This window comes from Streptomyces botrytidirepellens, from assembly GCF_003721215.1.
Classification (GTDB): domain Bacteria; phylum Actinomycetota; class Actinomycetes; order Streptomycetales; family Streptomycetaceae; genus Streptomyces; species Streptomyces himastatinicus.
The window spans coordinates 1-22,267 of the sequence record NZ_RIBZ01000302.1; the positions used below are offsets into that span (position 1 = coordinate 1).

26 protein-coding genes are annotated in these 22,267 nt (G+C 70.3%); 8 read left to right on the forward strand and 18 right to left on the reverse strand.

Going from position 1 to position 22,267, the window contains the following annotated elements; translation table 11 throughout:
• Positions 1-269 precede the first annotated feature (269 nt).
• A complete protein-coding gene (locus EEJ42_RS25155) occupies positions 270-932 on the reverse strand; it encodes a DNA-3-methyladenine glycosylase (protein WP_123103159.1) in 663 nt (220 codons plus the stop codon).
• Between the two features lie 198 nt (positions 933-1,130).
• Here EEJ42_RS25155 and EEJ42_RS25160 point away from each other — a divergent pair, with 198 nt between their 5' ends.
• A complete protein-coding gene (locus EEJ42_RS25160) occupies positions 1,131-1,913 on the forward strand; it encodes a sporulation protein (protein ID WP_123103161.1) in 783 nt (260 codons plus the stop codon).
• 87 nt (positions 1,914-2,000) lie between these two features.
• On the opposite strand, the gene EEJ42_RS25165 is transcribed toward EEJ42_RS25160, so the two are convergent.
• The gene (locus EEJ42_RS25165; RefSeq protein WP_246097353.1) at positions 2,001-2,336 is read right to left on the reverse strand and encodes a barstar family protein; all 336 of its coding nucleotides are present in this window, start codon (positions 2,334-2,336) and stop codon (positions 2,001-2,003) included.
• Between the two features lie 87 nt (positions 2,337-2,423).
• Between EEJ42_RS25165 and EEJ42_RS25170 the strand changes: the two genes are divergently transcribed.
• Both EEJ42_RS25170 and EEJ42_RS25175 read left to right on the forward strand, forming a co-directional pair.
• Positions 2,424-2,963, forward strand: a complete 540-nt coding sequence (locus EEJ42_RS25170) for a YbhB/YbcL family Raf kinase inhibitor-like protein (protein WP_123103163.1) — start codon at positions 2,424-2,426, stop codon at positions 2,961-2,963.
• A 104-nt stretch (positions 2,964-3,067) separates the two neighbouring features.
• Positions 3,068-3,571 carry an HNH endonuclease gene (locus tag EEJ42_RS25175; RefSeq protein ID WP_123103227.1) on the forward strand — a complete coding sequence of 168 codons (504 nt, stop codon included), beginning with the start codon at positions 3,068-3,070 and terminating at the stop codon, positions 3,569-3,571.
• Positions 3,572-3,639: 68 nt separating this feature from the next.
• Here EEJ42_RS25175 and EEJ42_RS25180 read toward each other — a convergent pair whose 3' ends face one another.
• The 3 genes from EEJ42_RS25180 to EEJ42_RS25190 form a co-directional block, all read right to left on the reverse strand.
• On the reverse strand, positions 3,640-4,608 hold the full coding sequence (locus tag EEJ42_RS25180; RefSeq protein ID WP_123103165.1) for an SPFH domain-containing protein: 969 nt from the start codon (positions 4,606-4,608) through the stop codon (positions 3,640-3,642).
• 137 nt (positions 4,609-4,745) lie between these two features.
• Positions 4,746-5,171 carry an NfeD family protein gene (locus EEJ42_RS25185; protein ID WP_123103167.1) on the reverse strand — a complete coding sequence of 142 codons (426 nt, stop codon included), beginning with the start codon at positions 5,169-5,171 and terminating at the stop codon, positions 4,746-4,748.
• A 106-nt stretch (positions 5,172-5,277) separates the two neighbouring features.
• Entirely contained in the window at positions 5,278-6,069 is a 792-nt protein-coding gene (locus tag EEJ42_RS25190) for an ABC transporter ATP-binding protein (RefSeq protein WP_123103229.1), read from the reverse strand.
• A gap of 110 nt (positions 6,070-6,179) precedes the next feature.
• Between EEJ42_RS25190 and EEJ42_RS25195 the strand changes: the two genes are divergently transcribed.
• A complete protein-coding gene (locus tag EEJ42_RS25195; protein WP_123103169.1) occupies positions 6,180-6,983 on the forward strand; it encodes a hypothetical protein in 804 nt (267 codons plus the stop codon).
• Between the two features lie 100 nt (positions 6,984-7,083).
• Here the strand turns inward: EEJ42_RS25195 and EEJ42_RS53135 are convergent, their stop codons facing one another.
• The 4 genes from EEJ42_RS53135 to EEJ42_RS25215 form a co-directional block, all read right to left on the reverse strand.
• Entirely contained in the window at positions 7,084-7,164 is an 81-nt protein-coding gene (locus EEJ42_RS53135) for a chaplin (protein WP_281291508.1), read from the reverse strand.
• A 14-nt stretch (positions 7,165-7,178) separates the two neighbouring features.
• Positions 7,179-7,409: a chaplin gene (locus EEJ42_RS25205; protein ID WP_123103171.1), complete on the reverse strand. Its 231-nt coding sequence runs from the start codon at positions 7,407-7,409 to the stop codon at positions 7,179-7,181.
• Positions 7,410-7,546: 137 nt separating this feature from the next.
• Positions 7,547-8,203 (reverse strand): response regulator, encoded by a 657-nt coding sequence (locus EEJ42_RS25210; RefSeq protein ID WP_123103173.1) that lies wholly within the window; start codon positions 8,201-8,203, stop codon positions 7,547-7,549.
• Entirely contained in the window at positions 8,196-9,353 is a 1,158-nt protein-coding gene (locus EEJ42_RS25215) for a GAF domain-containing sensor histidine kinase (RefSeq protein WP_123103175.1), read from the reverse strand. Before EEJ42_RS25215 ends, EEJ42_RS25210 begins: the two co-directional genes overlap by 8 nt.
• Positions 9,354-9,811: 458 nt before the next feature.
• Between EEJ42_RS25215 and EEJ42_RS25220 the strand changes: the two genes are divergently transcribed.
• The gene (locus EEJ42_RS25220; protein ID WP_123103177.1) at positions 9,812-10,570 is read left to right on the forward strand and encodes a transglycosylase SLT domain-containing protein; all 759 of its coding nucleotides are present in this window, start codon (positions 9,812-9,814) and stop codon (positions 10,568-10,570) included.
• A gap of 96 nt (positions 10,571-10,666) precedes the next feature.
• On the opposite strand, the gene EEJ42_RS25225 is transcribed toward EEJ42_RS25220, so the two are convergent.
• Positions 10,667-13,276: an ABC transporter ATP-binding protein/permease gene (locus EEJ42_RS25225; protein WP_123103179.1), complete on the reverse strand. Its 2,610-nt coding sequence runs from the start codon at positions 13,274-13,276 to the stop codon at positions 10,667-10,669.
• Between the two features lie 349 nt (positions 13,277-13,625).
• Here EEJ42_RS25225 and serB point away from each other — a divergent pair, with 349 nt between their 5' ends.
• Entirely contained in the window at positions 13,626-14,861 is a 1,236-nt protein-coding gene (serB, locus tag EEJ42_RS25230) for a phosphoserine phosphatase SerB (RefSeq protein WP_123103181.1), read from the forward strand.
• Between the two features lie 123 nt (positions 14,862-14,984).
• On the opposite strand, the gene EEJ42_RS25235 is transcribed toward serB, so the two are convergent.
• The 4 genes from EEJ42_RS25235 to EEJ42_RS25245 form a co-directional block, all read right to left on the reverse strand.
• Positions 14,985-15,503 carry a SixA phosphatase family protein gene (locus tag EEJ42_RS25235; RefSeq protein WP_063731852.1) on the reverse strand — a complete coding sequence of 173 codons (519 nt, stop codon included), beginning with the start codon at positions 15,501-15,503 and terminating at the stop codon, positions 14,985-14,987.
• A gap of 119 nt (positions 15,504-15,622) precedes the next feature.
• Entirely contained in the window at positions 15,623-15,838 is a 216-nt protein-coding gene (locus EEJ42_RS25240; protein WP_123103183.1) for a hypothetical protein, read from the reverse strand.
• Between the two features lie 153 nt (positions 15,839-15,991).
• Complete coding sequence (locus EEJ42_RS53905; protein WP_257231780.1) at positions 15,992-16,108, reverse strand: SGM_5486 family transporter-associated protein; 117 nt, start codon at positions 16,106-16,108, stop codon at positions 15,992-15,994.
• Positions 16,109-16,131: 23 nt separating this feature from the next.
• Entirely contained in the window at positions 16,132-17,415 is a 1,284-nt protein-coding gene (locus EEJ42_RS25245) for a CynX/NimT family MFS transporter (RefSeq protein ID WP_425472958.1), read from the reverse strand.
• A 160-nt stretch (positions 17,416-17,575) separates the two neighbouring features.
• On the opposite strand from EEJ42_RS25245, the gene EEJ42_RS25250 reads away from it, so the two are divergent.
• The gene (locus tag EEJ42_RS25250) at positions 17,576-18,256 is read left to right on the forward strand and encodes a FadR/GntR family transcriptional regulator (RefSeq protein WP_123103187.1); all 681 of its coding nucleotides are present in this window, start codon (positions 17,576-17,578) and stop codon (positions 18,254-18,256) included.
• A 9-nt stretch (positions 18,257-18,265) separates the two neighbouring features.
• Here EEJ42_RS25250 and EEJ42_RS25255 read toward each other — a convergent pair whose 3' ends face one another.
• The 3 genes from EEJ42_RS25255 to fabG form a co-directional block, all read right to left on the reverse strand.
• On the reverse strand, positions 18,266-18,622 hold the full coding sequence (locus EEJ42_RS25255) for a hypothetical protein (RefSeq protein ID WP_123103189.1): 357 nt from the start codon (positions 18,620-18,622) through the stop codon (positions 18,266-18,268).
• 226 nt (positions 18,623-18,848) lie between these two features.
• The gene (gene fabI / locus EEJ42_RS25260) at positions 18,849-19,619 is read right to left on the reverse strand and encodes an enoyl-ACP reductase FabI (protein ID WP_123103191.1); all 771 of its coding nucleotides are present in this window, start codon (positions 19,617-19,619) and stop codon (positions 18,849-18,851) included.
• A 5-nt stretch (positions 19,620-19,624) separates the two neighbouring features.
• On the reverse strand, positions 19,625-20,329 hold the full coding sequence (fabG, locus tag EEJ42_RS25265; protein WP_123103193.1) for a 3-oxoacyl-[acyl-carrier-protein] reductase: 705 nt from the start codon (positions 20,327-20,329) through the stop codon (positions 19,625-19,627).
• A gap of 245 nt (positions 20,330-20,574) precedes the next feature.
• On the opposite strand from fabG, the gene EEJ42_RS25270 reads away from it, so the two are divergent.
• Entirely contained in the window at positions 20,575-21,801 is a 1,227-nt protein-coding gene (locus EEJ42_RS25270) for an alpha/beta hydrolase family protein (protein WP_184503263.1), read from the forward strand.
• On the opposite strand, the gene EEJ42_RS25275 is transcribed toward EEJ42_RS25270, so the two are convergent.
• Positions 21,791-22,258, reverse strand: coding sequence for a nitroreductase/quinone reductase family protein (locus EEJ42_RS25275; protein ID WP_123103195.1), 468 nt, complete (start codon positions 22,256-22,258; stop codon positions 21,791-21,793). The two genes, EEJ42_RS25270 and EEJ42_RS25275, sit on opposite strands and share 11 nt — an antisense overlap.
• Between the last annotated feature and the right edge of the window lie 9 nt (positions 22,259-22,267).

Here is a 22,267-nt window from a genome sequence, read left to right on the forward strand (position 1 = left end):
TCCGTTTCCGGTCCGAATTCCGTTTCCGGCCCCCTGTTGGAGCGGGGTGTTTCGCGCCTTCCGGCGTGTCCACCACTTTAGCGAATTTCCCGCTCAGCTCCTAATCGGAGCCCCTGGGCATGATTTCGCGCAGCGAAATAGGACCCTGTTGGGGAAGTGTCAGTAGTGGTTGGCCACCTGGGGCTGCTGCGACCCGACCTGATGGTCGTGCCGACAGCGCTGCCCGTCTCAAGCGGCTCGGGCTACGTTAGGCCCCCGGCCGACCGGAGTCAAGTTTCCACCTGACGGCGCGTCGGACCGCGGCGCCTCGGGGTGTGTGCCCGGTACGGGCTGACCGAGGGATCGCCCTCGATCCAGAAGCGCCACGGGTGGGTGGCGCCCTCGCCGCCGACTCCCGTGCGGGGTCCGCTGAGCACCTGTTCGGGCCGGGCGGGGCAGCCGGTGAGTATCGCCAGCGGGGCCTGGGTACCCGCGCACACATCCGTGCCGTCCAGCCGGCGGTCGACACCGAGTGCCGTGGCCAGCCGGGCGGGACCCTTGGCCAGTTCATGGTCGTTGCGCGCCTTGGGCCGACGCTCATGGGCGTGCTCGTGTCCGTACAGCACCTCCCCCGCGCGCAGCAGGACCCCGCTCGGGGAGCCCTCCGGTCCACAGACCAGATTGAGGCAATGCCACATGCCGTAGGTGAAGTAGACATACGCATGGCCCGGGGGGCCGAACATCACGGCGTTGCGCTCGGTGCGGCCGCGATAGGCGTGCGAGCCGGGATCGGCCGGGCCCGCGTACGCCTCGACCTCGGTCAGGCGCAGCGCGATCGGGCCCTCGGGGGTGCGGCGGACGAGGGTGCGGCCGAGCAGGTCCGGGGCGACCTCCAGGACCGGGCGGTCGAAGAAGGTGCGGGCCAGCGGCGTGCGGTCGGGTCCATCGGTCACTTCGGCTCCGTCAGTCACGCGGTCCGAGCGTAGTGGAACCGATAGGTGCCGGTGGTTGGAGCGGGGCCGGTGCGCTGTAAGGCTATGAGCTGCGGAACCGCTCGCGGCTGTTCCGCGTATCTACTGTTCAACAGCGATCGATGCGATCGAGTCATGGCGCGAAAGCGTCGGCGCGAATGCGTCTTTGAGAGGGAGAACATGGGCTTCAAGAAGCTGCTCGCGAGTTTGGGTGCCGGTGGCGCCTCGGTGGAGACGGTGCTGACCGAGGAGAACGTCGTCCCGGGTGGCGTCGTACAGGGCGAGGTCCGGATCCAGGGGGGCTCCGTCGCGCAGCAGATCGAGGGGCTCTCCGTCGGCCTTCAAGCCCGGGTCGAGGTGGAGCGGGACGACCAGGAGGTCAAGCAGAACGTCGAGTTCACCCGGCAGCAGCTGGGTGGCGCGTTCGAGGTGCAGCCGGGTGCGGTGCACGCGGTGCAGTTCGGCCTGGAGATCCCCTGGGAGACTCCGGTCACGACGTTCCTGGGACATCATCTGACCGGGATGCACGTGGGCGTGACGACGGAGCTGGCGATCGCGCGTGCGGTGGACTCGGGCGACCTCGACCCGGTCAATGTGCATCCGCTCCCCGCCCAGCAGGCGATCCTGGACGCGTTCGGTGCGCTCGGTTTCCGGTTCAAGAACGCCGACTTGGAGAAGGGGCACATCCGCGGGACGCGGCAGAAGCTGCCCTTCTACCAGGAGATCGAGTTCCACGCGCCGCAGCAGTACCGGGGGCTCAACCAGGTCGAGCTGTCGTTCGTCGCGGACGACCGCGAGATGGACGTCGTCCTGGAGATGGACAAGAAGCCGGGCCTGTTCAGCTCGGGCAGCGACTCGTACCGGTCCTTCACGGTCGGCCTGGACTCCTACCAGGAGACGGACTGGGCCGCGTATCTCAACCAGTGGCTCGCCGAGGTCGGCGGCAAGCGCAACTGGTTCTGAGCCTTCGCCGGTTCCGAGACCACACGACGACCCCGCGGGGCGTGCGCCGGATGTGTCCGGTGCGCGCCCCGCGCGCTGTGACACCCCCTATGTGTCGTCCGGGCCGTCGTCGTACCAGATGGTCAGCGGTGTGCCGTGGGCGGACCAGTACGTCACGGCGTCGCTGAGGATGTCCGCCGCGATCGCCGCGGCCTCGGGTGCCGCGTCGCGGAACGCGTTCCAGCCACGGACCCGCAGCAGGTAGCCGCTGGGCTCGGCGTCCTCGCCCCACCAGGACAGATCGGTAAGGCAGTCGGCGAGGGCGTCCCAGTTGTGCCCGTACCACTCGGGGAAGCGCAGGTCCCGGGCGCAGCGCGCAAGGAAGCCGTCCTTGTCGGACACGCCGTCGAGGTGCAGGGGGAGAACGGGGGTCGGGCCGGTCATGGGCGCCATGGTGCCAGCCCGCGGCGGCCGGGTCTCGTTAGGCTGGCCGGACAGCTGATCAACCGCGATCATCAGGAGGTTTTCGACGTGTCCGATCAGAACCGGCGTCCGCTCCCCCATGACTTCCATCCGCCGGTGCCCTCGTTCACCGTGGTGAGCGACGGGGTGGAGGCGGGCGGCACGCTGCCGTCCGCCCAGGTGTACGCGGAGGGGAACACCTCGCCGCAGCTCCGCTGGGAGGGTTTCCCGGAGGGGACCAAGAGCTTCGCCGTCACCTGCTACGACCCGGACGCGCCGACCGGCAGTGGGTTCTGGCACTGGGTGCTGTTCGACATTCCGGCGACCGTGACGGAGCTGCCGACCGGAGCGGGCGGCGGTGACTTCGCGGGGCTTCCCGAGGGTGCCGTGCACGCCCGTAACGACTTCGGCACCCGGGACTTCGGCGGGGCCGCGCCGCCGCCCGGGGACGGGCCGCACCGCTATGTGTTCACGGTGTACGCGGTGGACACCGAGAAGCTGGGCCCGGACGCGGACGCGTCGCCCGCGGTGGTCGGCTTCAACCTGCGGTTCCACACGCTGGGCCGGGCGCATCTGATCGCCGAGTACGAGGTTCCGGCGGCGGGCTGACGCCGCGAAATTGCGTTGTCCCCGGCCGTCCTCCCGGCCAGAGTTGATCCCGGCCCGCCCGCCACGGAGAGGCGGGCGTGGCCGGGATGCGGGAGGTGGTCGGGATGCGCGAGACGCTGGTTCTGAACGCGAGCTTCGAGCCGCTGTCGACGGTGACGCTGCGGCGTGCGGTGGTGCTGGTCCTCCAGGAGAAGGCCGTCGTCGAACGCGCCCATCCCGGACTGCGGGTGCGCGCCGCGGAGGTCGATCTTCCGGTGCCGCGGGTGATCCGGCTGTGCCGTTACGTACGGGTGCCGTTCCGAAGACGTGCTCCGTGGTCGCGGCGCGGGGTGCTGGTGCGGGATCAGCACCGGTGCGCGTACTGCGGGCGGCGGGCGACGACCGTGGACCACGTGGTGCCGCGGTCGCGCGGCGGCGGGGACACCTGGCTGAACACCGTCGCGTCCTGCGCGGAGGACAACCACCGCAAGGCGGACCGAACTCCGGAGCAGGCGGGGATGCGGCTGCTCAACTCGCCGTTCGAGCCGACGCCTTCGGACGCGCTGCTGCTGGCGCTGGGGGCGGCCGAGCGGGACGGGCTGCCGGAGTGGCTGGCGCTGCCCGCCTGAGCCCGTAGGCCGCCAGGACGAGTGAAGGGCCGGTACCCCGCGGGGTACCGGCCCTTCACTCGTCGGCGTCAGTCGATCCTGGGCTGCTCGCGGCGCGGGGCGGCCTCCTTGCCGGTGCCCGTCGGGGCGGCCGGGGCGGCGCCGCCGCCGTTCCCGCCGGTCATCGGGCCGAAGTTGCCGATGGCCCCGCCGAGGCCCTTGAGGGCGTCGCCGATCTCGCTGGGCACGATCCAGAGCTTGTTGGCGTCGCCCTCGGCGATCTTCGGCAGCATCTGGAGGTACTGGTAGGAGAGCAGCTTCTGGTCCGGGTCTCCGGCGTGGATGGACTCGAAGACCGTACGGATCGCCTGGGCCTCGCCCTCGGCGCGCAGCGCGGCGGCCTTGGCCTCACCCTCGGCCCGCAGGATCGAGGACTGCTTCTCACCCTCGGCGCGGAGGATCTCGGACTGCCGGACACCTTCGGCCTGGAGGATCGCGGCGCGCTTGTCACGGTCGGCGCGCATCTGCTTCTCCATCGAGTCCTGGATGGAGGTCGGCGGCTCGATGGCCTTCAGCTCGACGCGGTTGACGCGGATGCCCCACTTGCCGGTGGCCTCGTCGAGCACGCCGCGCAGCGCCGCGTTGATCTCCTCGCGGGAGGTCAGGGTGCGCTCCAGGTCCATGCCGCCGATGATGTTCCGCAGGGTGGTGACGGTCAGCTGCTCGATCGCCTGGATGTAGCTGGCGACCTCGTAGGTGGCGGCCCGGGCGTCGGTCACCTGGTAGTAGATGACGGTGTCGATGTTCACGACCAGGTTGTCCTGGGTGATCACCGGCTGCGGCGGGAACGGGACGACCTGTTCGCGGAGATCGACGCGGTTGCGGATCGAGTCGATGAACGGGACGACGATGTTGAGGCCGGCGTTGAGGGTGCGCGTATAGCGGCCGAAGCGTTCCACGATGGCGGCACTGGCCTGCGGGATGACCTGGATCGTCTTGATCAGTGCGATGAAGACGAGCACCACCAGGATGATCAGGACGATGATGATCGGTTCCACAGCGGCTCCCCGTGCCCTTCATGCGTGCTTCTGGATGATCGGGATGATCAAGTCCGGTCTTGTGGGTGGAGTCTGTCAGATCGACGGCCGACTCCGCAGCTGAGCGGGGTGGGGCTCAGCTCTTGGTACTACGACGTCTACATGACGACGGCGGTGGCGCCGTCGATTTCGACGACGTCGACCTGCCGGCCCGGTTCATAGGCCTGGTCGGGGTCGAGCGAACGGGCGGACCAGATCTCACCGGCCAGCTTGATGCGGCCGCCGCCGCTGTCGTCGACCCGTTCGAGGACGACGGCCTGCCGGCCTTTCAGCGCCTCGACGCCGCTGCGCAGCCCGGGTTGCTGCTGTCGGCTGCGGACCGCCATCGGGCGGACGACGGCGACCAGCGCGACCGAGACGGCACAGAAGACGATGACCTGGAGCACGACGCCGCCGCCGAGCGCGTCGGTGATCGCACCGGCGACCGCGCCGACCGCGACCATCCCGAATTCGGGCATCGCGGTCAGCACGAGCGGAATGCCCAGTCCTACGGCGGCGATCAGCCACCACACCCACGGATCCACAAGGTCATGGTAGTTCTCATGGTCCGTCGGGGAACAGGGCGCAGTTCGGGGTGCGAAAAGCATGCGCCGTGTTCGGGGCGGGGGTTCAGGCCATCGGAGGGCGGTTTCAGGTCAGCGGCAGGCCCTGGGCGGTCCAGCGGTCGCCGTTGCGCTCGACGAGCAGCGGGAGCCCGAAGCAGCGCGAGAGGTTACGGGAGGTCAGCTCCATGTCGATGGGCCCGGCGGTGAGCACCTTGCCCTGACGGATCATCAGCACGTGGGTGAAACCCGGGGGGATTTCCTCGACGTGATGTGTCACCATGATCATCGACGGCGCGTACGGGTCGCGGGCGAGCCGTCCGAGGCGGCGTACGAGGTCCTCGCGGCCCCCGAGGTCGAGCCCTGCCGCCGGCTCGTCGAGGAGCAGCAGTTCGGGGTCGGTCATCATCGCGCGGGCGATGAGGGTGCGCTTGCGCTCACCCTCGGAGAGGGTGCCGAACTTGCGGTCGAGGTACGCGTTCATGCCGAGCCGGTCGAGGAAGGCCCGGGCCCGGGCCTCGTCGACCTGGTCGTAGTTCTCCTGCCAGTGCGCCGTCATGCCGTACGCGGCGGTGAGCACGGTCTGCAGGACGGTCTGGCTGCGCGGCAGCTTGTCGGCCATGGCGATGCCCGCCATGCCGATGCGCGGGCGCAGCTCGAAGACGTCCACGGCGCCGAGCTGCTCGCCGAGGATCCGGGCGGACCCGGCGCTCGGGAAGAGGTAGCTCGACGCGAGGTTGAGCAGGGTGGTCTTCCCGGCGCCGTTGGGGCCGAGGATCACCCAGCGCTCCCCTTCTTTGATCGACCAGGAGACCTCGTCCACCAGAGCCCGACCGTCGCGGACCACGGATACGTCCACCAGCTCCAGAACCTCGCTCATGAGCGCGTTGTCTCCCATTGCAGTCTCGAGTGTCGCGTGCGCCTGTGGGCGCAGCCCCCAGAGGAAAACCTACGCCACGCATTGTCGGTGCCAGTCCTTAGGCTGGTTCCATGCTCGATGAACCACGTTCAGGGCGCCTCGCAGCCTGGGGAAATGCCCTTCTCGCCGGACTTGTCTCCCCGGACGACGCCGCGCACCGGATCGCCGGGGAGGACGCGTCGCACCGGGTGGCGGAGCTGCCCGGCGAGTCCGGGCCGGTCGGACTGACGCTGGCGCTGGGGCGGCTGAGAGCGCTCGGGGCCAAGGGGCTGCGGGTGGCGCTGCCGATAGCGGGACATCCGCTGGGGCTGAGCGGGCCGCCGGAGTTCAACGCGAAGGCGCTCGACGCGGGCGAGGCGGTGCTGGCCACGGGGGTGGCGCTGGGGCTGGTGCCCGAGGTGTCGGCGGCGGGGCCCGAGGGCGATCAGCACATCGAGGTTCTGTGGCGCTGTCTGCCGGTGCGGGAGGCGCCTCCGGCGGATGTGCCGTCGCTCGGCGAGGCCGAGCGGGAGCTGGCCGAGGCGCTGCGGGAGGCGACCGAGGTGCTGTCCCGGCTGAACGTGGCCGGGGCCGGTCCGGCCGCCCAGGCGGCCCTGGAGGCGTACCGGGCGCGGGCCGAGCGGGGGCGCGAGGTGCTGGCGCCGGGCTATCCGCCGCGGGCGCTGCGGGTGCTGGAGCTGGCGCAGCGGGTGGGCGCGCTGATCGCCATCGCGTACGCCCCGGGCGGGGACGGGAAGGATCACGGCGGGGCGGTGAGCGCGTCGGAGATCGCGGCCCGGGCGGAGGCGCTGCGTCCGGTGGAGCGCACGGCGCGGCGGGCGCAGGTGGCGGCGTACAACGCGTATGTGGAGGAGCTGGAGCGGGGCGGGTCCTGACGCTCCGGGCGCAGGCCCGGGCCCATGGGGTCGGCCCCGGAGGCGATGCCTCCGGGGCCGACCGGGGTGGTGCGCGGTGCCTCTGCTCCGAGGGGAGGGCTCAGTCGCAGAAGCTCGGGTTCATGGTCCCGATGACCGAGATGGTGTTGCCGCAGACACCCACCGGCACATGGACGGGCACCTGGGCNGGAGGGCTCAGTCGCAGAAGCTCGGGTTCATGGTCCCGATGACCGAGATGGTGTTGCCGCAGACACCCACCGGCACATGGACGGGCACCTGGGCGTTGTTGCCCGAGACGACCCCCGGGGACATCGTCGCCCCGCCGTCGGCCATGGGACCGTCCTGGGCGGAGGCGACACCCGCACCGGCGACGGCAAGACCGCCGGCCGCGATGGTGATGGCAGCGATCCTCTTGATGTTCTTCACTTCTCAAGACCCTTCGTCCATAACGCGTCGCCGCGGCGAATCGCCGCAGTACGCCGTGGAGAACGGCCGGGGGCGGGCGGAGTTGCGCTGTTCGGGTGACCTACACACGTTGGTGTGATTGCACGGAGAAACGCTGTTCATGCTCCGATTCCATGGCGTACCGCCCAGAGTGCGGCCTGAGTGCGGTCTGCCAGGTCCAACTTCATAAGAATGTTGGACACATGTGTCTTTACGGTCTTTTCGGACAGTACGAGCCTGCGCGCGATCTCGCGGTTCGACCGGCCGTCCGCGATCAGCCCCAGCACTTCCCGCTCCCGGTCGGTGAGGGAGCCCCCGCGCCCCTGGCCGCCGCCCGCCTCGTCCTGGGAGAGCAGCGCGTCGGCCACCTCGGGCTGGAGCACCACGTGCCCGGCGTGGACGGACCGTATGGCGCTGGCGAGGGCGTCGGGGTCCACGTCCTTGTAGACGTAACCGGCCGCGCCCGCGCGCAGGGCGGGCACCACGGTGCGCTTCTCGGTGAAACTCGTCACGACCAGCACCCGGGCCGGGTTGCCCAGGTCACGCAGCTTGCGCAGCGCCTCGATGCCGTCGATGCCGGGCATCTTGACGTCCATCAGGACGATGTCGGGGCGCAGCTCCTCGGCCCGGGCGATGCCCTCCTCCCCGTCCGAGCCCTCGCCGACCACGTCGATGTCGTCCTGGACCTCAAGGAAGGTCCGCAGGCCGCGCCGCACCACTTGGTGGTCGTCGACGAGCAGCACCCGGATCGCCGCTCCGTCCCGTCGCTCACCCACCGGGCACCTCCATCTCGATCACGGTTCCCTTGCCGGGCGCCGACTCCACGGTCAGTCCGCCGCCGACGCCGCTCGCCCGGTCGCGCATCGACACCAGCCCCAGGTGCCGCCCCGCCCGGCGCACCGCCGAGGGGTCGAAGCCCCCGCCGTCGTCGCTCACCCGCAGCAGGGCGCCCTGGCCGTGCCGGGAGAGGGTGACGTCGACCCGGCGGGCGTCGGCGTGGCGCAGCGCGTTGTGCAGGGCCTCCTGGGCGACCCGCAGCAGCGCCTCCTCCTGGGCGGCGGGCAGCGCCCGCACGCCGAGGGCCTCGAAGGTGACCCGGGCGGTGTGGGCCCGGTCCAGGACCTGTACCTGGGTGCGCAGGGTCGCGACCAGGCCGTCCTCGTCGAGCGCGGCGGGGCGCAGCTCCACGACGGCGGAGCGCAGCTCGTCGGCGGCCTCGGCGGCGAGGGCCGTGACCTGGTGCAGCTCCTCCTTGGCGCGGACCGGGTCGCGGTCCACGAGCGCGGCGGCGGCCTGGGCGGTCAGCCGTAGCGAGAAGAGCTTCTGGGAGACCGCGTCGTGCAGCTCGTGGGCGAGCCGGGCACGCTCCCCCGCGATGGTCAGCTCGCGGCTGCGCTCGTAGAGCCGGGCGTTGGTGAGCGCGATGGCGGCGTGCTGGGCGAGGATGGCCAGCAGCTCCTCATCCTCGGCGGTGAAGCCGCAGCCGCCCTCCGGTTTCGCGCAGCGCTTGTTGGCCAGGAAGAGCGCGCCGAGGACTTCCTCCCCATCCGCAATGGGAAGTCCAATAAAGTCCGACATGTCCGGATGCTCCGGGGGCCAGCCCTCGAATCGCGGATCCCGCCGGACATCGGCCAGCCGCTGCGGGGTGGCGTCCTTGAGCATCGCGGCGAGGATCCCGTGCTGGCGGGGCAGCGGCCCGATGGCCTTCCACTGCTCGTCACTGACGCCGTCTACTACGAACTGGGCAAAGCCCCCGTGGTCGTCCGGAACCCCCAGCGCCGAGTACTCCGCATCGAGCAGCTCACGGGCGGACACAACGATGGTCTTTAGGACATCCCGGACTTCCAGATGTCTGCTCATCGCGAGGAGCGCGCTGCTCACCCACGCCAGCCCCGCCCCGGCTCCACCGCCCGGCCCTTTGGTCATGGGCCTCACCGTACCGGCGCCGCGGCAGGGTGCGTATAGGCCTTTCGGCAGTGCTTCATTGCGACCCGAGGCGTAGTCCGGGACCTAGGACGAGGGAAGCGGGAGAAGCGCCGGAAGGGCCTGTTACAAGGACCGGAAATTCAGCCACACTCCGCATTTGCTCAGGCACACCTCGCAATATTAAAGAGCTCGCAATGTGACCCCTGACACAGGATCCACGTCACTTACGAACTCGGTTAGTGGATGTTTCAACCCGGGATGAGCGGGGAGGACGCCTGTTCTCCCAGGCAGGGAAGACATACTTATCCACTAAGCGGCATCGTATGTCACACCTTTGCCACAGCATTTTGCGGACGCTAAGAATTTCCCCCAGTCGCACGGCGCCGTAGATCCAGACACGGCGCACAAGCGCCGATTTGGCCTGCGACACATAGCGATTGGAAGAGGTCTACTCCGCCATGCCCCTGTCCAGCATCTCCGGCTACAACCGCCTGAACAAGAAGACCAAGTACTCCGCCGCCGGCATCGCCGCGGCCGGCGCCGCCGCCGTAGCCTTCGCGCTCGTCCCCGGTGGCAACGCCGATGCCAAAACGACGGCCAAGGACCTTCCGGCGAAGCCGGTGGCCTTCACCTCGCAGAAGGTCGACAGCAAGGCCCAGCAGGAGATTCTGCTGAAGCAGGCCGCCCTTACGAGCAAGCAGGCGCAGGCCGAGGCCGCGCAGAAGAAGGCCGCGGAAGCGGCCGCCGCGAAGAAGGCCGCCGCAGAGGCGGCCGCCAAGAAGGAAGCAGCCGCCAAGAAGGCCGCCGCTGCGCAGGCCGCCAAGGAGCGCGCCGCCAAGGAGGCTGCGAGCCGTGCCGCCGCGCGCGCCAAGCTCGCCGCCGCCAAGAAGACCTACCCGAACAACCTCGACGGTTGGATCCGGGAGTCCCTCGACATCATGAAGAAGCACAACATCCCGGGTACCTACAACGGCATCTACAAGAACGTCATCCGGGAGTCCGGCGGTAACCCGCGGGCCATCAACAACTGGGACATCAACGCCCAGAACGGTGTTCCGTCCAAGGGCCTGCTCCAGGTCATCCTGCCGACGTTCCAGACGTACCACGTCAAGGGCACGCCCTTCGACCAGTACGACCCGGTCGCCAACATCGTCGCCGCGTGCAACTACGCCGCCGACCGGTACGGCTCCATCGACAACGTCAACGGCCCGTACTAAGCCCGGCGTTCACACGCCGAAGGGCGGCGGCACCCCCTGTGTGCGAGGGGTGCCGCCGCCCTTCGGGCCGTGCTGCGACTCGTGCCGCTCCGTGCGTTACTTGCGCATGACCTCCGGCTCGTGGCGGCGCAGCAGCCGCGCCACCGCGAACGCGCAGATGATGCCGAGCGCCATCAGGATGCCCATGTCCATGGCCCACTGGGCCGTGGTGTGCTCCCACAGCGGGTCGGTGTCCAGCGGCTTCTTGCGGTCCCAGGGGGCCATCAGGTGGCCCGGGCCGGGGCCGAGGTCCAGCGTCGCTCCCACCGCGCCGACCGCCCAGCGGGCGGGCATCAGATACGCGAACTGCTCGATGCCGGGCGATCCGTAGATCTTGAACAGGATGCCGGTGAAGACGACCTGGATGATCGCGAACATGACCAGCAGCGGCATGGTCTTCTCGGCGGTCTTCACCAGCGAGGAGATCACCAGGCCGACCATCATCGACGTGAAGCCGATCGCGATGATGGCCACGCACATCTCGACGGCCGGCGGCATGATCAGCGCCTCTTCGGGCAGCTCACGGGTCGAGAAGCCGATGGCGCTGATGATCACGCCCTGGAAGGCGGTGATCACGCCGAGCACGATCACCTTGGACATCAGATAGGCGGAGCGGGACAGGCCGACGGCTCGTTCCCGTTCGTAGATCACCCGTTCCTTGATCAGTTCTCGTACGGAGTTGGCCGCGCCCGAGAAGCACATGCCGACCACGAGAATCAGGGTGATCGTGCCCGAGTCCTGGTTGAACTGGCCCTTCGGCGCTCTGGTGAAGCCGAAGTCCGACGGGATCACGGTACTGACCGCGCCGAGCACGGCGGGCAGGATCACCATCAGCGCCATGAAGCCGCGGTCGGAGGCGATGACCGAGACGTAGCGGCGTATCAGCGTCCACAGCTGGGAGCCCCAGCTCTGCGACTTCTGCATCCGCGCGGGCGGCGCCTGCACATCGACGGACTGCGGGGCGACGGCGTCGATGTCCGCGGCGTACATCTGGTAGTGCTGCGAACCGCGCCAGCGGCCCGACCAGTCGTAGTCGCGGTAGTTCTCGAACGCGGAGAAGACGTCCGCCCAGCTGTCGTAGCCGAAGAAGTTGAGCGCTTCGTTCGGCGGGCCGAAGTAGGCCACCGCACCGCCCGGCGCCATCACCAGCAGCTTGTCGCACAGCGCCAGCTCGGCGACCGAGTGGGTGACCACCAGGACGGTACGGCCGTCGTCGGCGAGGCCGCGCAGCAGCTGCATCACGTCGCGGTCCATGCCCGGGTCGAGACCGGAGGTCGGCTCGTCCAGGAAGATCAGCGACGGCTTGGTGAGCAGCTCCAGCGCGACCGAGACCCGCTTGCGCTGACCGCCGGAGAGCGCGGTGACCTTCTTGTCGCGGTGGATGTCGAGCTTCAGCTCGCGCAGCACCTCGTCGATCCGGGCCTCGCGCTCGGCGGTCGCGGTGTCGCCGGGGAAGCGGAGCTTGGCGGCGTACCGGAGGGCCTTCTGGACGGTCAGCTCCTTGTGCAGGATGTCGTCCTGCGGGACCAGACCGATGCGCTGACGCAGCTCGGCGAACTGCTTGTACAGGTTCCGGTTGTCGTAGAGGACGTCGCCCTCGTTGGCCGGACGGTAGCCGGTGAGCGCCTTCAGCAGCGTGGACTTGCCGGAGCCGGACGGGCCGATGACCGCGATGAGCGACTTCTCGGGAACGCCGAAGGAGACGTCCTTGAGGATCTGCTTGCCGCCGTCGACGGTGACGGTGAGGTGGCGGGCCGAGAAGGAGACGTCACCGGTGTCGACGAACTCCTCGAGCCGGTCGCCGACCAGCCGGAAGGTGGAGTGGCCGACGCCGACGGTGTCGTTCGGGCCGATCACCTGCTGACGGACCGGCTGACCGTTGACGTACGTACCGTTGTGGCTGCCGAGGTCGCGGATTTCGAAGCGGCCGTCGGGCAGCGCCCGGAACTCGGCGTGGTGGCGGGAGACCTGGAGGTCGGAGACGACCAGTTCGTTCTCCAGCGCACGACCGATGCGCATCACCCGGCCCGCGTCCAGCTGGTGGAACGTGGTCGGGCTGCGGTCGCCCTGGCCGGTCCGCGCCTCGCCGGAGCCGCCGGGTCCGCCGCCGTGGCCGTTCTGCGCGTGGTGGTCGCGCGGGTTCTGCTGCTGCGGTACGAACGGCTGCTGCTGCGGGGGCTGCTGCCACCCCTGGGGCTGCTGCTGGGGCTGCGCCGGAGGCTGCTGGCCCTGCTGCGGCCAGCCCGCGCCGGGCTGCTGCTGATACGGCTGCTGCGGGGGCTGCTGGTACTGCTGGGCCTGCTGAGGGGCGCCCATGGCCCCCTGCGGGCTGTACGCGGCGGCACCCGCGCCCGCCCCCGCGCCCGCCCCCGAAACGTTCAGGCGGGGGCCATCGGTGGCGTTGCCGAGATGCACGGCCGCACCTGGGCCGATTTCCGTCTGTTGGATTCGCCGGCCTTGCACATAAGTGCCGTTGGTGCTGCCGTGATCTTCAATGATCCAACTGCGCCCGCCCCAGCGCACCGTGGCGTGCCGCCAGGAGACTCTGGCGTCGTCCAGCACCATGTCGCCCTGTGGGTCACGCCCCACGCTGTATGACCTGGATGGATCAAGCGTCCAGGTCCGTCCGTTCAATTCCAGTACGAGTTCCGGCACTCCATGCCCCACTAGTTGTCCCCCGAGCTACCCCCTGCACAGGGAGTCTAGGGATGGCGAACATCGTGAGGAACTATTTCAGGCTCAGTCGCTTAACCGGAAGTCGGGTTTTGACAAGATGGCATCTCGGGCACGTTGACTCATCCGGAAAAACCCCGGAAAGCGATAAGCGCGCATAGATGCCGCCGATCACGGATGATCCGGGCAACTCGCTCCGACCGAGTCGATCACGGCCGGCGCCGGGGCACGGACCGGCGGTGACGCGGTGGCGTCCGGTGGATGAACGTTCCCCACCACATGGCCGTCCACGACGCGGGCTGCCGCGCGCCGGGCGGCGGCGGCCGGATACGGTGGTAAGACCATGAGCGCATCGCAGATTCCTCCTGCCACCGCCGTCCCGGCCGACGGCGATCCCACCCTCCTTGTCAAGATCTTCGGCAAGGACCGCCCCGGCCTCACCGCCGGGCTCTGCGACACCCTCGCCGCGTACGGCGTGGACATAGTCGACATAGAGCAGGTCGTCACCCGGGGCCGCATCGTGCTGTGCGTCCTGGTCACGGCCCCGAAGGGCGACGGGGCGGAGGGGGAGCTGCGGGCCACCGTGCACAGCTGGGCCGAGTCGCAGCGGATGCAGGCCGAGATCATCTCGGGCCGGGGCGACAACCGTCCGCGCGGTACCGGCCGGTCGCACGTCACCGTGCTGGGGCATCCGCTGACCGCCGAGGCGGTGGCCGCGATCGCCGCCCGTATCACCGGCACCGGCGGCAACATCGACCGCATTTTCCGGCTGGCGAAGTATCCGGTGACGGCCGTGGACTTCGAGGTGTCCGGCGCCGAGACGGAGCCGCTGCGCACCGCGCTGGCCACCGAGGCGGCCGACATCGGGGTCGACGTGGCGGTCGTGGCGTCGGGGCTCCAGCGCCGGGCCCAGCGGCTGGTGGTCATGGACGTGGACTCGACGCTGATCCAGGACGAGGTGATCGAGCTGTTCGCGGCCCACGCGGGTTGCGAGGCCGAGGTCGCCGAGGTCACGGCCCGGGCGATGCGCGGCGAGCTGGACTTCGAGCAGTCGCTGCACGCGCGGGTCGCGCTGCTGGCGGGGATCGACGAGTCGGTGGTGGAGAAGGTGCGCGCGGAGGTCCGGCTCACGCCCGGCGCCCGCACCCTGATCCGTACCCTCAAGCGCCTGGGCTACCAGGTGGGAGTGGTCTCCGGCGGCTTCACGCAGGTCACCGATGATCTCCAGGAGCGGCTGGGGCTGGACTTCGCCTCCGCCAACACCCTGGAGATCGTGGACGGCAAGCTCACCGGGCGCGTGATCGGCGAGGTGGTGGACCGGGCGGGCAAGGCCCGGCTGCTGCGGCGCTTCGCGGCCGAGGCGGGGGTGCCGCTGGTGCAGACCGTCGCGATCGGCGACGGGGCGAATGACCTGGACATGCTGAACGCGGCCGGGCTCGGGGTCGCCTTCAACGCCAAGCCGGTCGTACGGGAGGCCGCGCACACCGCGGTGAACGTGCCGTTCCTGGACACCGTGCTGTACCTGCTGGGCGTGACCCGTGAAGAGGTCGAGGCCGCGGACGCGCACGAAGAGGACTGACCACTCCGCCGGGCCCCCGGCCGACCGCTCCCGGTTCCGCCCGCCTCGCTGCCGAGGCGGGCGGAACGGTACGGAGGCGGAACGGTGCGGCGGTACGACGGCGGAAGGGTACGGCGGCGGGGTCTACTCGTGCGGCGCCCAGAAGTCGTCGAGGCGGCCGACACCGTGCTCGACCGACTTCCACGAGCCGTTGAAGGTCACCACCGCGATCGCGGAGGTGGGGAATCCGGTGCGGGCCATCCGCTCCCGGGTGCCCTCCGCGGCCTGGCCCGCGAGGGCGTCGGCGAGGGCGTGCACCCCGGGGTTGTGGCCGACCACCAGCAGGTCGGTGATGTCGTCGGACGTCTCGTTCAGGACCGCGATCAGTTCGCCGAGTGAGGCGTCGTACAGCCGCTCCTCGTAGACCGTCTTGGGGCGCTGGGGAAGCTCGTGGACCACGAGCTTCCAGGTCTCCCGGGTGCGCACGGCCGTGGAGCAGAGGGTCAGTTCGGGGACCAGACCGGCTTCGGTGAGCCGGCGCCCGGCGAGTGGGGCGTCCTTGCGGCCGCGCTCCGCGAGCGGCCGCTCATGGTCTGCCACCTCGGGCCAGTCGGCCTTGGCGTGTCGGAGAATGACAATCCTGCGGGGCACATCGACGCTCATGCGTCCCAGCTTCGCATGAAACGGCTGGCGAGGCGCAGGGTGTTGAAACGGTGCTCACCAAAGTGAGCGCACAAAGCGGGTGCCCCCGCGCACCGGAGGGTGCCCCCGCGCACGGTCGGTCACACCCCCAGGTGGCCGAGGGTCTGACGCACCAGCTCCAGGAACTGCGCGAGGGCGCCCGAGCCGCCGGCGGCCTGCGCGTCGGACGGCCCGGTAAGCAGGAGCAGCAGCACCGCGAAGGCGAGGGCGGGCAGCGCGAGGGCCCACCACGGCAGCCGGACGTCCATGCCACCGTCCGCCGGGTTCGCGGGCCGGGTGGGGGTGCGGGCGGACATGGGGATCGCCTCCGGTCGGGGAACCACGCTGCTTCGGATGGTTCGACGCTACGGAGCGGGCGGGCCGGTGCCCATCCGGTGATCCACCCAGTTCCCCCTGACCCTGGCCCCCTAGGGGATGGTGGTGCTGCCCCTACTGAGCGAGGACGAGGGTCAGGGAGAGACGATGGTGGCGATCACGCCGATGACCACCGTGATCCCGAGCATCACGCCCAGGATGAGGAGGAGCTTCTTCTGGCCGTCCGGCGGGTTCTCATCGAGCACTGGCATGCGGCCAGTGTCCCACCCGGCGGTCAGATCTCGTCTTCGAGGGTGCGGTCACGCCCGGCCAGCAGGCCCGTCACGATCTGCGGCACCATGAGCCCGGCCATCAGCGCGAGCGGCGCCTCCCAGCCGCCGCTGTGCTGGTACAGCGTGCCGACCAGCAGCGGGCCCGGGATGGACAGCAGATAGCCGGTGCTCTGGGCGAAGGCGGAGAGCCGGACCACGCCCGCGCTGGTCCTGGCCCGCATGCTGATCATCGTGAGGGCGAGCGGGAAGGCGCAGTTGGCGACGCCGAGCAGGACGGCCCACACCCAGGCGCCGCCCGCCGGGGCCAGCCACAGCCCGGCGTAGCCGATGAGCCCGCAGACGCCGAGGACCACGGCCAGCACGCCCTGGTTGCGCAGCCGGGCCGCCACGCGGGGCAGGACGAAGGCCAGCGGGACGCCCATGGCCATGATGACCGCGAGCAGCACCCCGGAGGTGGAGGCGGAGACCCCCGCGTCGCGGAAGATCTGCGGCATCCAGCCCATGGTGATGTACGCGGCGGTGGACTGGAGGCCGAAGAAGACGGCCATCGCCCAGGCCGTGGGGCTCCGGGTGATCCGGGTGCCCGCCGCGCCGGACACGGGCTGGTCGGACGCGGGCTCCGGTGCGGCCGCTTGCTCGGTCCGGCGGTGCGTACGGTCGCGGGCGAGGAACAGCCAGGGCACCATCGCGACCCCGGCGAGCACCGCCCACACCCCGAGCCCGGCCCGCCAGCTGCCGCCCAGCGCGTCGGTCATGGGCACCGTGGCGGCTGCGGCGCTGGCCGTGCCCAGTGACAGCCCCATGGAGTAGAGGCCGGTCATCGAGCCCACCCGGTCCGGGAACCAGCCCTTGACGATCACCGGCATCAGGATGTTGCTGACCGCGATCCCGGCCAGGCCGAGCGCGCTGGCGCACAGGAAGGCCACGGTCCCGCCCGCGAACGGGCGCAGCGCCAGGCCCGTGGCGATGGCCGCCAGACCGGTGCAGACGACGGCTCCTGGGCCGAAGCGGCGGGCCAGCCGGGGCGCGGTGATGCCGAAGACGGCGAAGCAGGCTGCGGGCATCGAGGTGAGCAGTCCGGCGATGGTGCCGCTCATGCCGAGGTCGTCGCGGACCTCCTTCAGGAGCGGGCCGAGGCTGGTGACGGCGGGGCGCAGGTTGAGCGCGGCCAGCAGCAGGCCGACGACCACGATGCGGCGGCGCCACGGCGAGGGCGCGGGGCGCGGTTCGTGGTCCCGTTGGGCGGGGGCCGCGGGGTCGAGCGTCGCGAGGTCGTCGTTGGACATGCCGACCATCATAGAATCATGGGATGAATGCCTGTCCAGTTGATATGTAACCGCGAGGTGACAACCAGACGGCATCATGGAACGGCTCGTGATGGAACGGCTCGTTTCGCAGCCCCAGCAGCCCCCAGCAGTCCCAGCAGGCCCCAGGCACAGGAGAGTCATGCCGCTGACGTCGACCCAGCGCTCCGCCCTCGCCGACCAGGTGATCGCCCAGCTGCGCGCCCAGATCACCTCGGGCGAATGGCCGGTGGGCTCGCGGATCCCGACCGAGCCCGAACTGGTCGAGCAGCTCGGGGTGGCGCGCAACACCGTGCGCGAGGCGGTGCGCGCGCTGGCGCACAACGGCCTGCTGGACATCCGGCAGGGCTCGGGCACGTACGTCCTCGCGACCAGCGAGCTGGCCGGGGTGATGCACCGCCGCTTCGCGAGCGCCGACCCGCGGCACGTGGCCGAGCTGCGCAGCGCCCTGGAGACGAAGGCCGCGCAGCTGGCCGCGGAGCGCCGTACCGAACAGGACGTCAAGCAGATCGACGCCCAGCTGGACCGGCGCGAGCGGGCCTGGGAGTCCGGTGACGCGGACGTGTTCGTGGAGGCGGACGCGACGCTCCACATGGCGATCGTGGCCGCCGCCCACAACGACGTACTGGAGGCGCTCTACGCGGACCTGGGAGCGGTCGTACGGGACTTCCTGCGCGCCGACGTGGCCGACGGCATGAGCCCCGAGGCGTACGTGGACCACGCGCGGCTGGTGGACGCCATCCGGCAGCGGGACGGGGAGCGGGCGGCGGCCGAGGCGAGCACCCACCCGTTCGCCTGCCGCCTCGGGCCCGAGGCCGGCTGAACGCCCCCCTCAGCGGCGGCGGTGGGTGACCCACGCCCTGCGGATGTCCTTCCAGCAGCGCTCGTCCAGCTCCACGTGCTGCGCCGGGCCCACCTCCACCCGGCGGCTGTCCATGTCCGGGTCCCACCAGCGGGCGCATTCGACGTGCAGCTGCACCCGGTCGGCGTCGGGGTAGGGGTTGAAGCAGCTGGCGGTGGCGTGCGAGCCGCGCAGCGACGTGGAACAGGCGGCCTCGCGCGGCCGGGGGCGTTCCTGCGGGGCGGACGCGACGGATGCGACGGACGCTACGGAGTCGGAGGCGGCGAGGACGCACCCGATCGCGGCGACGATCAGCGAGGCGACCGCGAAGCGACGGGGCGTACGCATGGCAGGACCTCCTCGGCCGGGCTGTCGCTCCGCGAGTCGTGCCTTGTCGTGTGGTGTCTCCACCCTGCGTGCGGCGCCATCCGCCCGCCCGCCCGCTGGTCCGAACGGGTGACGGCCGACAGGCACCGCCGCCATGCACCCCGACATGCATCCCGACATGCGAACGCCGCCCCTGCCCCGCTTTCGCGCGGGACGGGACGGCGGCCGTATCGACGCGTCCGGGTGCTCAGGCGCCCATCATGTGCACGCCGCCGTCGACGTGCACGATCTCGCCGGTGGTGCGCGGGAACCAGTCGGACAGCAGGGCGACGACACCGCGGCCCGCGGGCTCCGGGTCGGTCAGGTCCCAGCCGATCGGGGCCCGGTGGTTCCAGACGTCCGCCAGCTCCTCGAAGCCCGGGATGGACTTCGCGGCCATGGACTTGATGGGCCCGGCCGAGACCAGGTTGCAGCGCACGTTCTTCTCGCCCAGGTCGCGGGCGAGGTAGCGGCTGGTCGACTCCAGGGCGGCCTTGGCCACGCCCATCCAGTCGTACTTCGGCCACGCGAACTGGGCGTCGAAGGTCAGCCCGACGATGGAGCCGCCGCGCGGCATGACCGGCAGGCAGGCCATGGTGAGCGCCTTGAGGGAGTACGCCGAGACGTGCACGGCGGTGCCGACGTCCTCCCAGCTGCCCTCCAGGAAGTTGAACGCGCCCTGCGGGCCGAAGGCGATGGAGTGCACGACACCGTCGAGGTCGACGCCCTCCCCCAGGTGCTCGCGCACCTTGTCGGCGAGCCCGTCGAGGTGCTCCTGGTTCTGCACGTCCAGCTCGATGACCGGGGCGGGCTTGGGCAGCCGCTTGGCGATCCGCTCGACGAGGGAGACCCGGCCGAAGCCGGTCAGGATGACCTCGGCGCCCTCCTCCTGGGCGAGCTTCGCGGCGTGGAAGGCGATCGAGGACTCGGTGATGACGCCCGTGACGAGGATGCGCTTACCGGCGAGAATTCCACTCATGACGTTCAGTGACCCATGCCCAATCCGCCGTCGACAGGGATGACGGCTCCAGTGATGTACGCGGCCTCGTCGGAGGCCAGGAAGCGGACCGAGGCGGCGATCTCCTCGGGCTGCGCGTAGCGCGCGAGCGGCACCTGCTTGACGATGTTCTCGCGCTGCTCGTCGCTGAGCGCGCGCGTCATGTCCGTGTCGACGAAACCGGGCGCGACCACGTTGACGGTGATGTTCCGCGAGCCCAGCTCCCGGGCGAGCGAACGCGCGAAGCCGACCAGGCCGGCCTTGGACGCGGCGTAGTTCGCCTGCCCGGCGGAGCCCATGAGCCCGACCACCGACGAGATCAGCACCACGCGCCCCTTACGGGCCCGCAGCATGCCCCGGTTGGCCCGCTTGACCATGCGGAACGTACCGGTGAGGTTGGTGTCGAGGACGGAGGCGAAGTCCTCCTCCGACATGCGCATCAGCAGCTGGTCACGGGTGACCCCGGCGTTGGCCACCAGAACCTCGACCGCGCCGTGCTTCTCCTCGATCTCCTTGTACGCCTGCTCGACCTGCTCGGGCTCGGTGATGTCGCACTTCACCGCGAGAAAGCCGGCCGGCGGCTCACCGGACCGATAGGTGATGGCGACCTTGTCGCCTGCGTCGGCGAAGGCCCGGGCGATGGCGAGGCCGATGCCGCGGTTGCCTCCGGTGACGAGAACCGAGCGGCTCAAGGGACCACCCTCTCTTGTAGATGTCGTGCTCGACCCCACGCTGTGTCCGTACGTGTGTCGACCCTCGTGCGGAAAAACTACCGGGCTACGGATGGGTTCGGAGAATCGAGCGCGCACAGGGGCGCGTAGCCGACCCTGTCGACTTCCTACAGAAACCCTCAGGAGGAACCCTCAGTGACATGCCGGGGTCGGCTCCTCCTGTCGCCGGATGTCCCGGTACGGGGCGCGGAACCAGATTGGCCCTCATGCGCATCAACAGAGTTTTAGCCACCGCGGCGGGCCTCGCCCTCGCCCTCACCACCGGTGCGGCCGCCTCCGCCGCCCCCGCGCCGTCGTCCTCCACAGTGCAGGAAGCCGTCCGGTTCGAGCTGCCCGAGCCGACCGGTCGGTACCCGGTCGGGAGCACGGAGCTGCATCTCGTCGACCGCGACCGGCCCGATCCCTGGGTCTCGGGAAGGGATCGGGAGCTGATGGTCAGCGTCTGGTATCCGGCGCGTTCGACGCGCGGGTATCCCCGCCAGCCGTATCTGCGGCCCGGGGCCGCGCGCCACCTGGACGAGTCGGGCTCCTACAACCTGGCGCGCCCCGGCGAGGTGGACTGGGCCGCGATCCGTACGGACGCGGCCTCGGGAGCCCCGGCCGACAGCCGTGGCAGGCGGCCGGTCCTGCTGTACTCACCGGGCCTGGGTATGCCCCGCTCCCTGGGCACCTCGATGGCCATGGAACTCGCGAGCCGTGGCTATGTGGTGGTCACCATGGACCACACCTATGAGACCTCTCCGGTGGAGTTCCCGGACGGCCGGGTCGAACTGGCGAAGGATGCGGGCACGCCCGGGAAGACCAAGAAGGCGATCGACACCCGGGTACGCGACACCCGCTTCGTCCTCGACCAACTCGCTGCCTTACGGGACGGCCGCAACCCCGACGCCGAGGGGCGCCCCGTGCCGCACGGCCTGGGCCGGGCGCTCGACCTGAAGCGGACAGGCATGTACGGCCATTCAGGCGGAGGGGTCACCGCGGCGGAGACCATGCGCGTGGACCCCCGGATCGACGCGGGGATCAACATGGACGGCACGCTTCAGTACAGCGCGACCGAATTCCTCCCCGTGGCCCTGGAAGGGCTGGACCGCCCGTTCATGCTCATGGGCAAGGCGGACCAGACTCACTTGAACAAGCCCTCATGGCAATCCTTCTGGGACCGCTCGACCGGCTGGAAGCGCGATCTGAGCCTGGAGCGGGCCCGCCACTTCAGCTACACCGACGCCCAGTCGTTCGTGCCCGCCCTGGACGAGACCCTGGACATCCCCGCCCAGCTCCGTGAGGACTACATCGGCACCGTGGACCCCGAGGGCAGTGTCGCCGCCCAGCGCGCCTACATCCCGGCCTTCTTCGACCAGCATCTGCGGGGCCGCCCGCAGGATCTGCTGGACGGCCCCTCCCCCGACCACCCCGAGGTGCGCTTCATCCGGTGAGCCTCGGGGTGAGGCGGATGACGGGCAGTTCGCGATCGGTCTTCTGCTGATACTGACCGAAGCGTGCCGACGCGTCGGCGATCCCGCGCCAGGCGCGTTCGCGTTCTTCGCCGTGCAGCTGTTCGGCGGTGACGGGCACGGTGCGGCCGGCGAGGGTGATGGCTGCCTGGTCGGGGTGAGCGGCGAGGTTGTAATACCAGGCGGGGTTCTTCGCGGCTCCGTTGGCCGAGGCCACGATCAGCCAGCTTTCGCCCTCCCCGGGGAACCAGCACACCGGGGACTTACGGGGCTCACCGCTCTTCTTGCCGACCGTGGTCAGCACGAGGGCGTCCAAGCCGCCGAGCATCTTCCCGCCGCCCTTGCGGACGATCTGGCGCATGGTCACCTTGTTCAGCCAGCGAACCGCAGCTCCTGGCTGCCGTGCCCCGTACGTTCCGGGGCGGGTCGTAAAGCTCATGGTGGGTCT

Bases quoted from the DNA above. Each gene is read 5' to 3' on its own strand.
- EEJ42_RS25160 (WP_123103161.1), top strand. From the start codon at position 1,131: ATGGGCTTCAAGAAGCTGCTCGCGAGTTTGGGTGCCGGTGGCGCCTCG.
- EEJ42_RS25165 (WP_246097353.1), bottom strand. From the start codon at position 2,336: ATGACCGGCCCGACCCCCGTTCTCCCCCTGCACCTCGACGGCGTGTCC.
- EEJ42_RS25175 (WP_123103227.1), top strand. From the start codon at position 3,068: ATGCGCGAGACGCTGGTTCTGAACGCGAGCTTCGAGCCGCTGTCGACG.
- EEJ42_RS25190 (WP_123103229.1), bottom strand. From the start codon at position 6,069: ATGAGCGAGGTTCTGGAGCTGGTGGACGTATCCGTGGTCCGCGACGGT.
- EEJ42_RS25195 (WP_123103169.1), top strand. From the start codon at position 6,180: ATGCTCGATGAACCACGTTCAGGGCGCCTCGCAGCCTGGGGAAATGCC.
- EEJ42_RS25215 (WP_123103175.1), bottom strand. From the start codon at position 9,353: ATGACCAAAGGGCCGGGCGGTGGAGCCGGGGCGGGGCTGGCGTGGGTG.
- EEJ42_RS25220 (WP_123103177.1), top strand. From the start codon at position 9,812: ATGCCCCTGTCCAGCATCTCCGGCTACAACCGCCTGAACAAGAAGACC.
- serB (WP_123103181.1), top strand. From the start codon at position 13,626: ATGAGCGCATCGCAGATTCCTCCTGCCACCGCCGTCCCGGCCGACGGC.
- EEJ42_RS25235 (WP_063731852.1), bottom strand. From the start codon at position 15,503: ATGAGCGTCGATGTGCCCCGCAGGATTGTCATTCTCCGACACGCCAAG.
- EEJ42_RS25240 (WP_123103183.1), bottom strand. From the start codon at position 15,838: ATGTCCGCCCGCACCCCCACCCGGCCCGCGAACCCGGCGGACGGTGGC.
- EEJ42_RS53905 (WP_257231780.1), bottom strand. From the start codon at position 16,108: ATGCCAGTGCTCGATGAGAACCCGCCGGACGGCCAGAAGAAGCTCCTC.
- EEJ42_RS25245 (WP_425472958.1), bottom strand. From the start codon at position 17,415: ATGTCCAACGACGACCTCGCGACGCTCGACCCCGCGGCCCCCGCCCAA.
- EEJ42_RS25250 (WP_123103187.1), top strand. From the start codon at position 17,576: ATGCCGCTGACGTCGACCCAGCGCTCCGCCCTCGCCGACCAGGTGATC.
- EEJ42_RS25255 (WP_123103189.1), bottom strand. From the start codon at position 18,622: ATGCGTACGCCCCGTCGCTTCGCGGTCGCCTCGCTGATCGTCGCCGCG.
- fabI (WP_123103191.1), bottom strand. From the start codon at position 19,619: ATGAGTGGAATTCTCGCCGGTAAGCGCATCCTCGTCACGGGCGTCATC.
- EEJ42_RS25270 (WP_184503263.1), top strand. From the start codon at position 20,575: ATGCGCATCAACAGAGTTTTAGCCACCGCGGCGGGCCTCGCCCTCGCC.
- EEJ42_RS25275 (WP_123103195.1), bottom strand. From the start codon at position 22,258: ATGAGCTTTACGACCCGCCCCGGAACGTACGGGGCACGGCAGCCAGGA.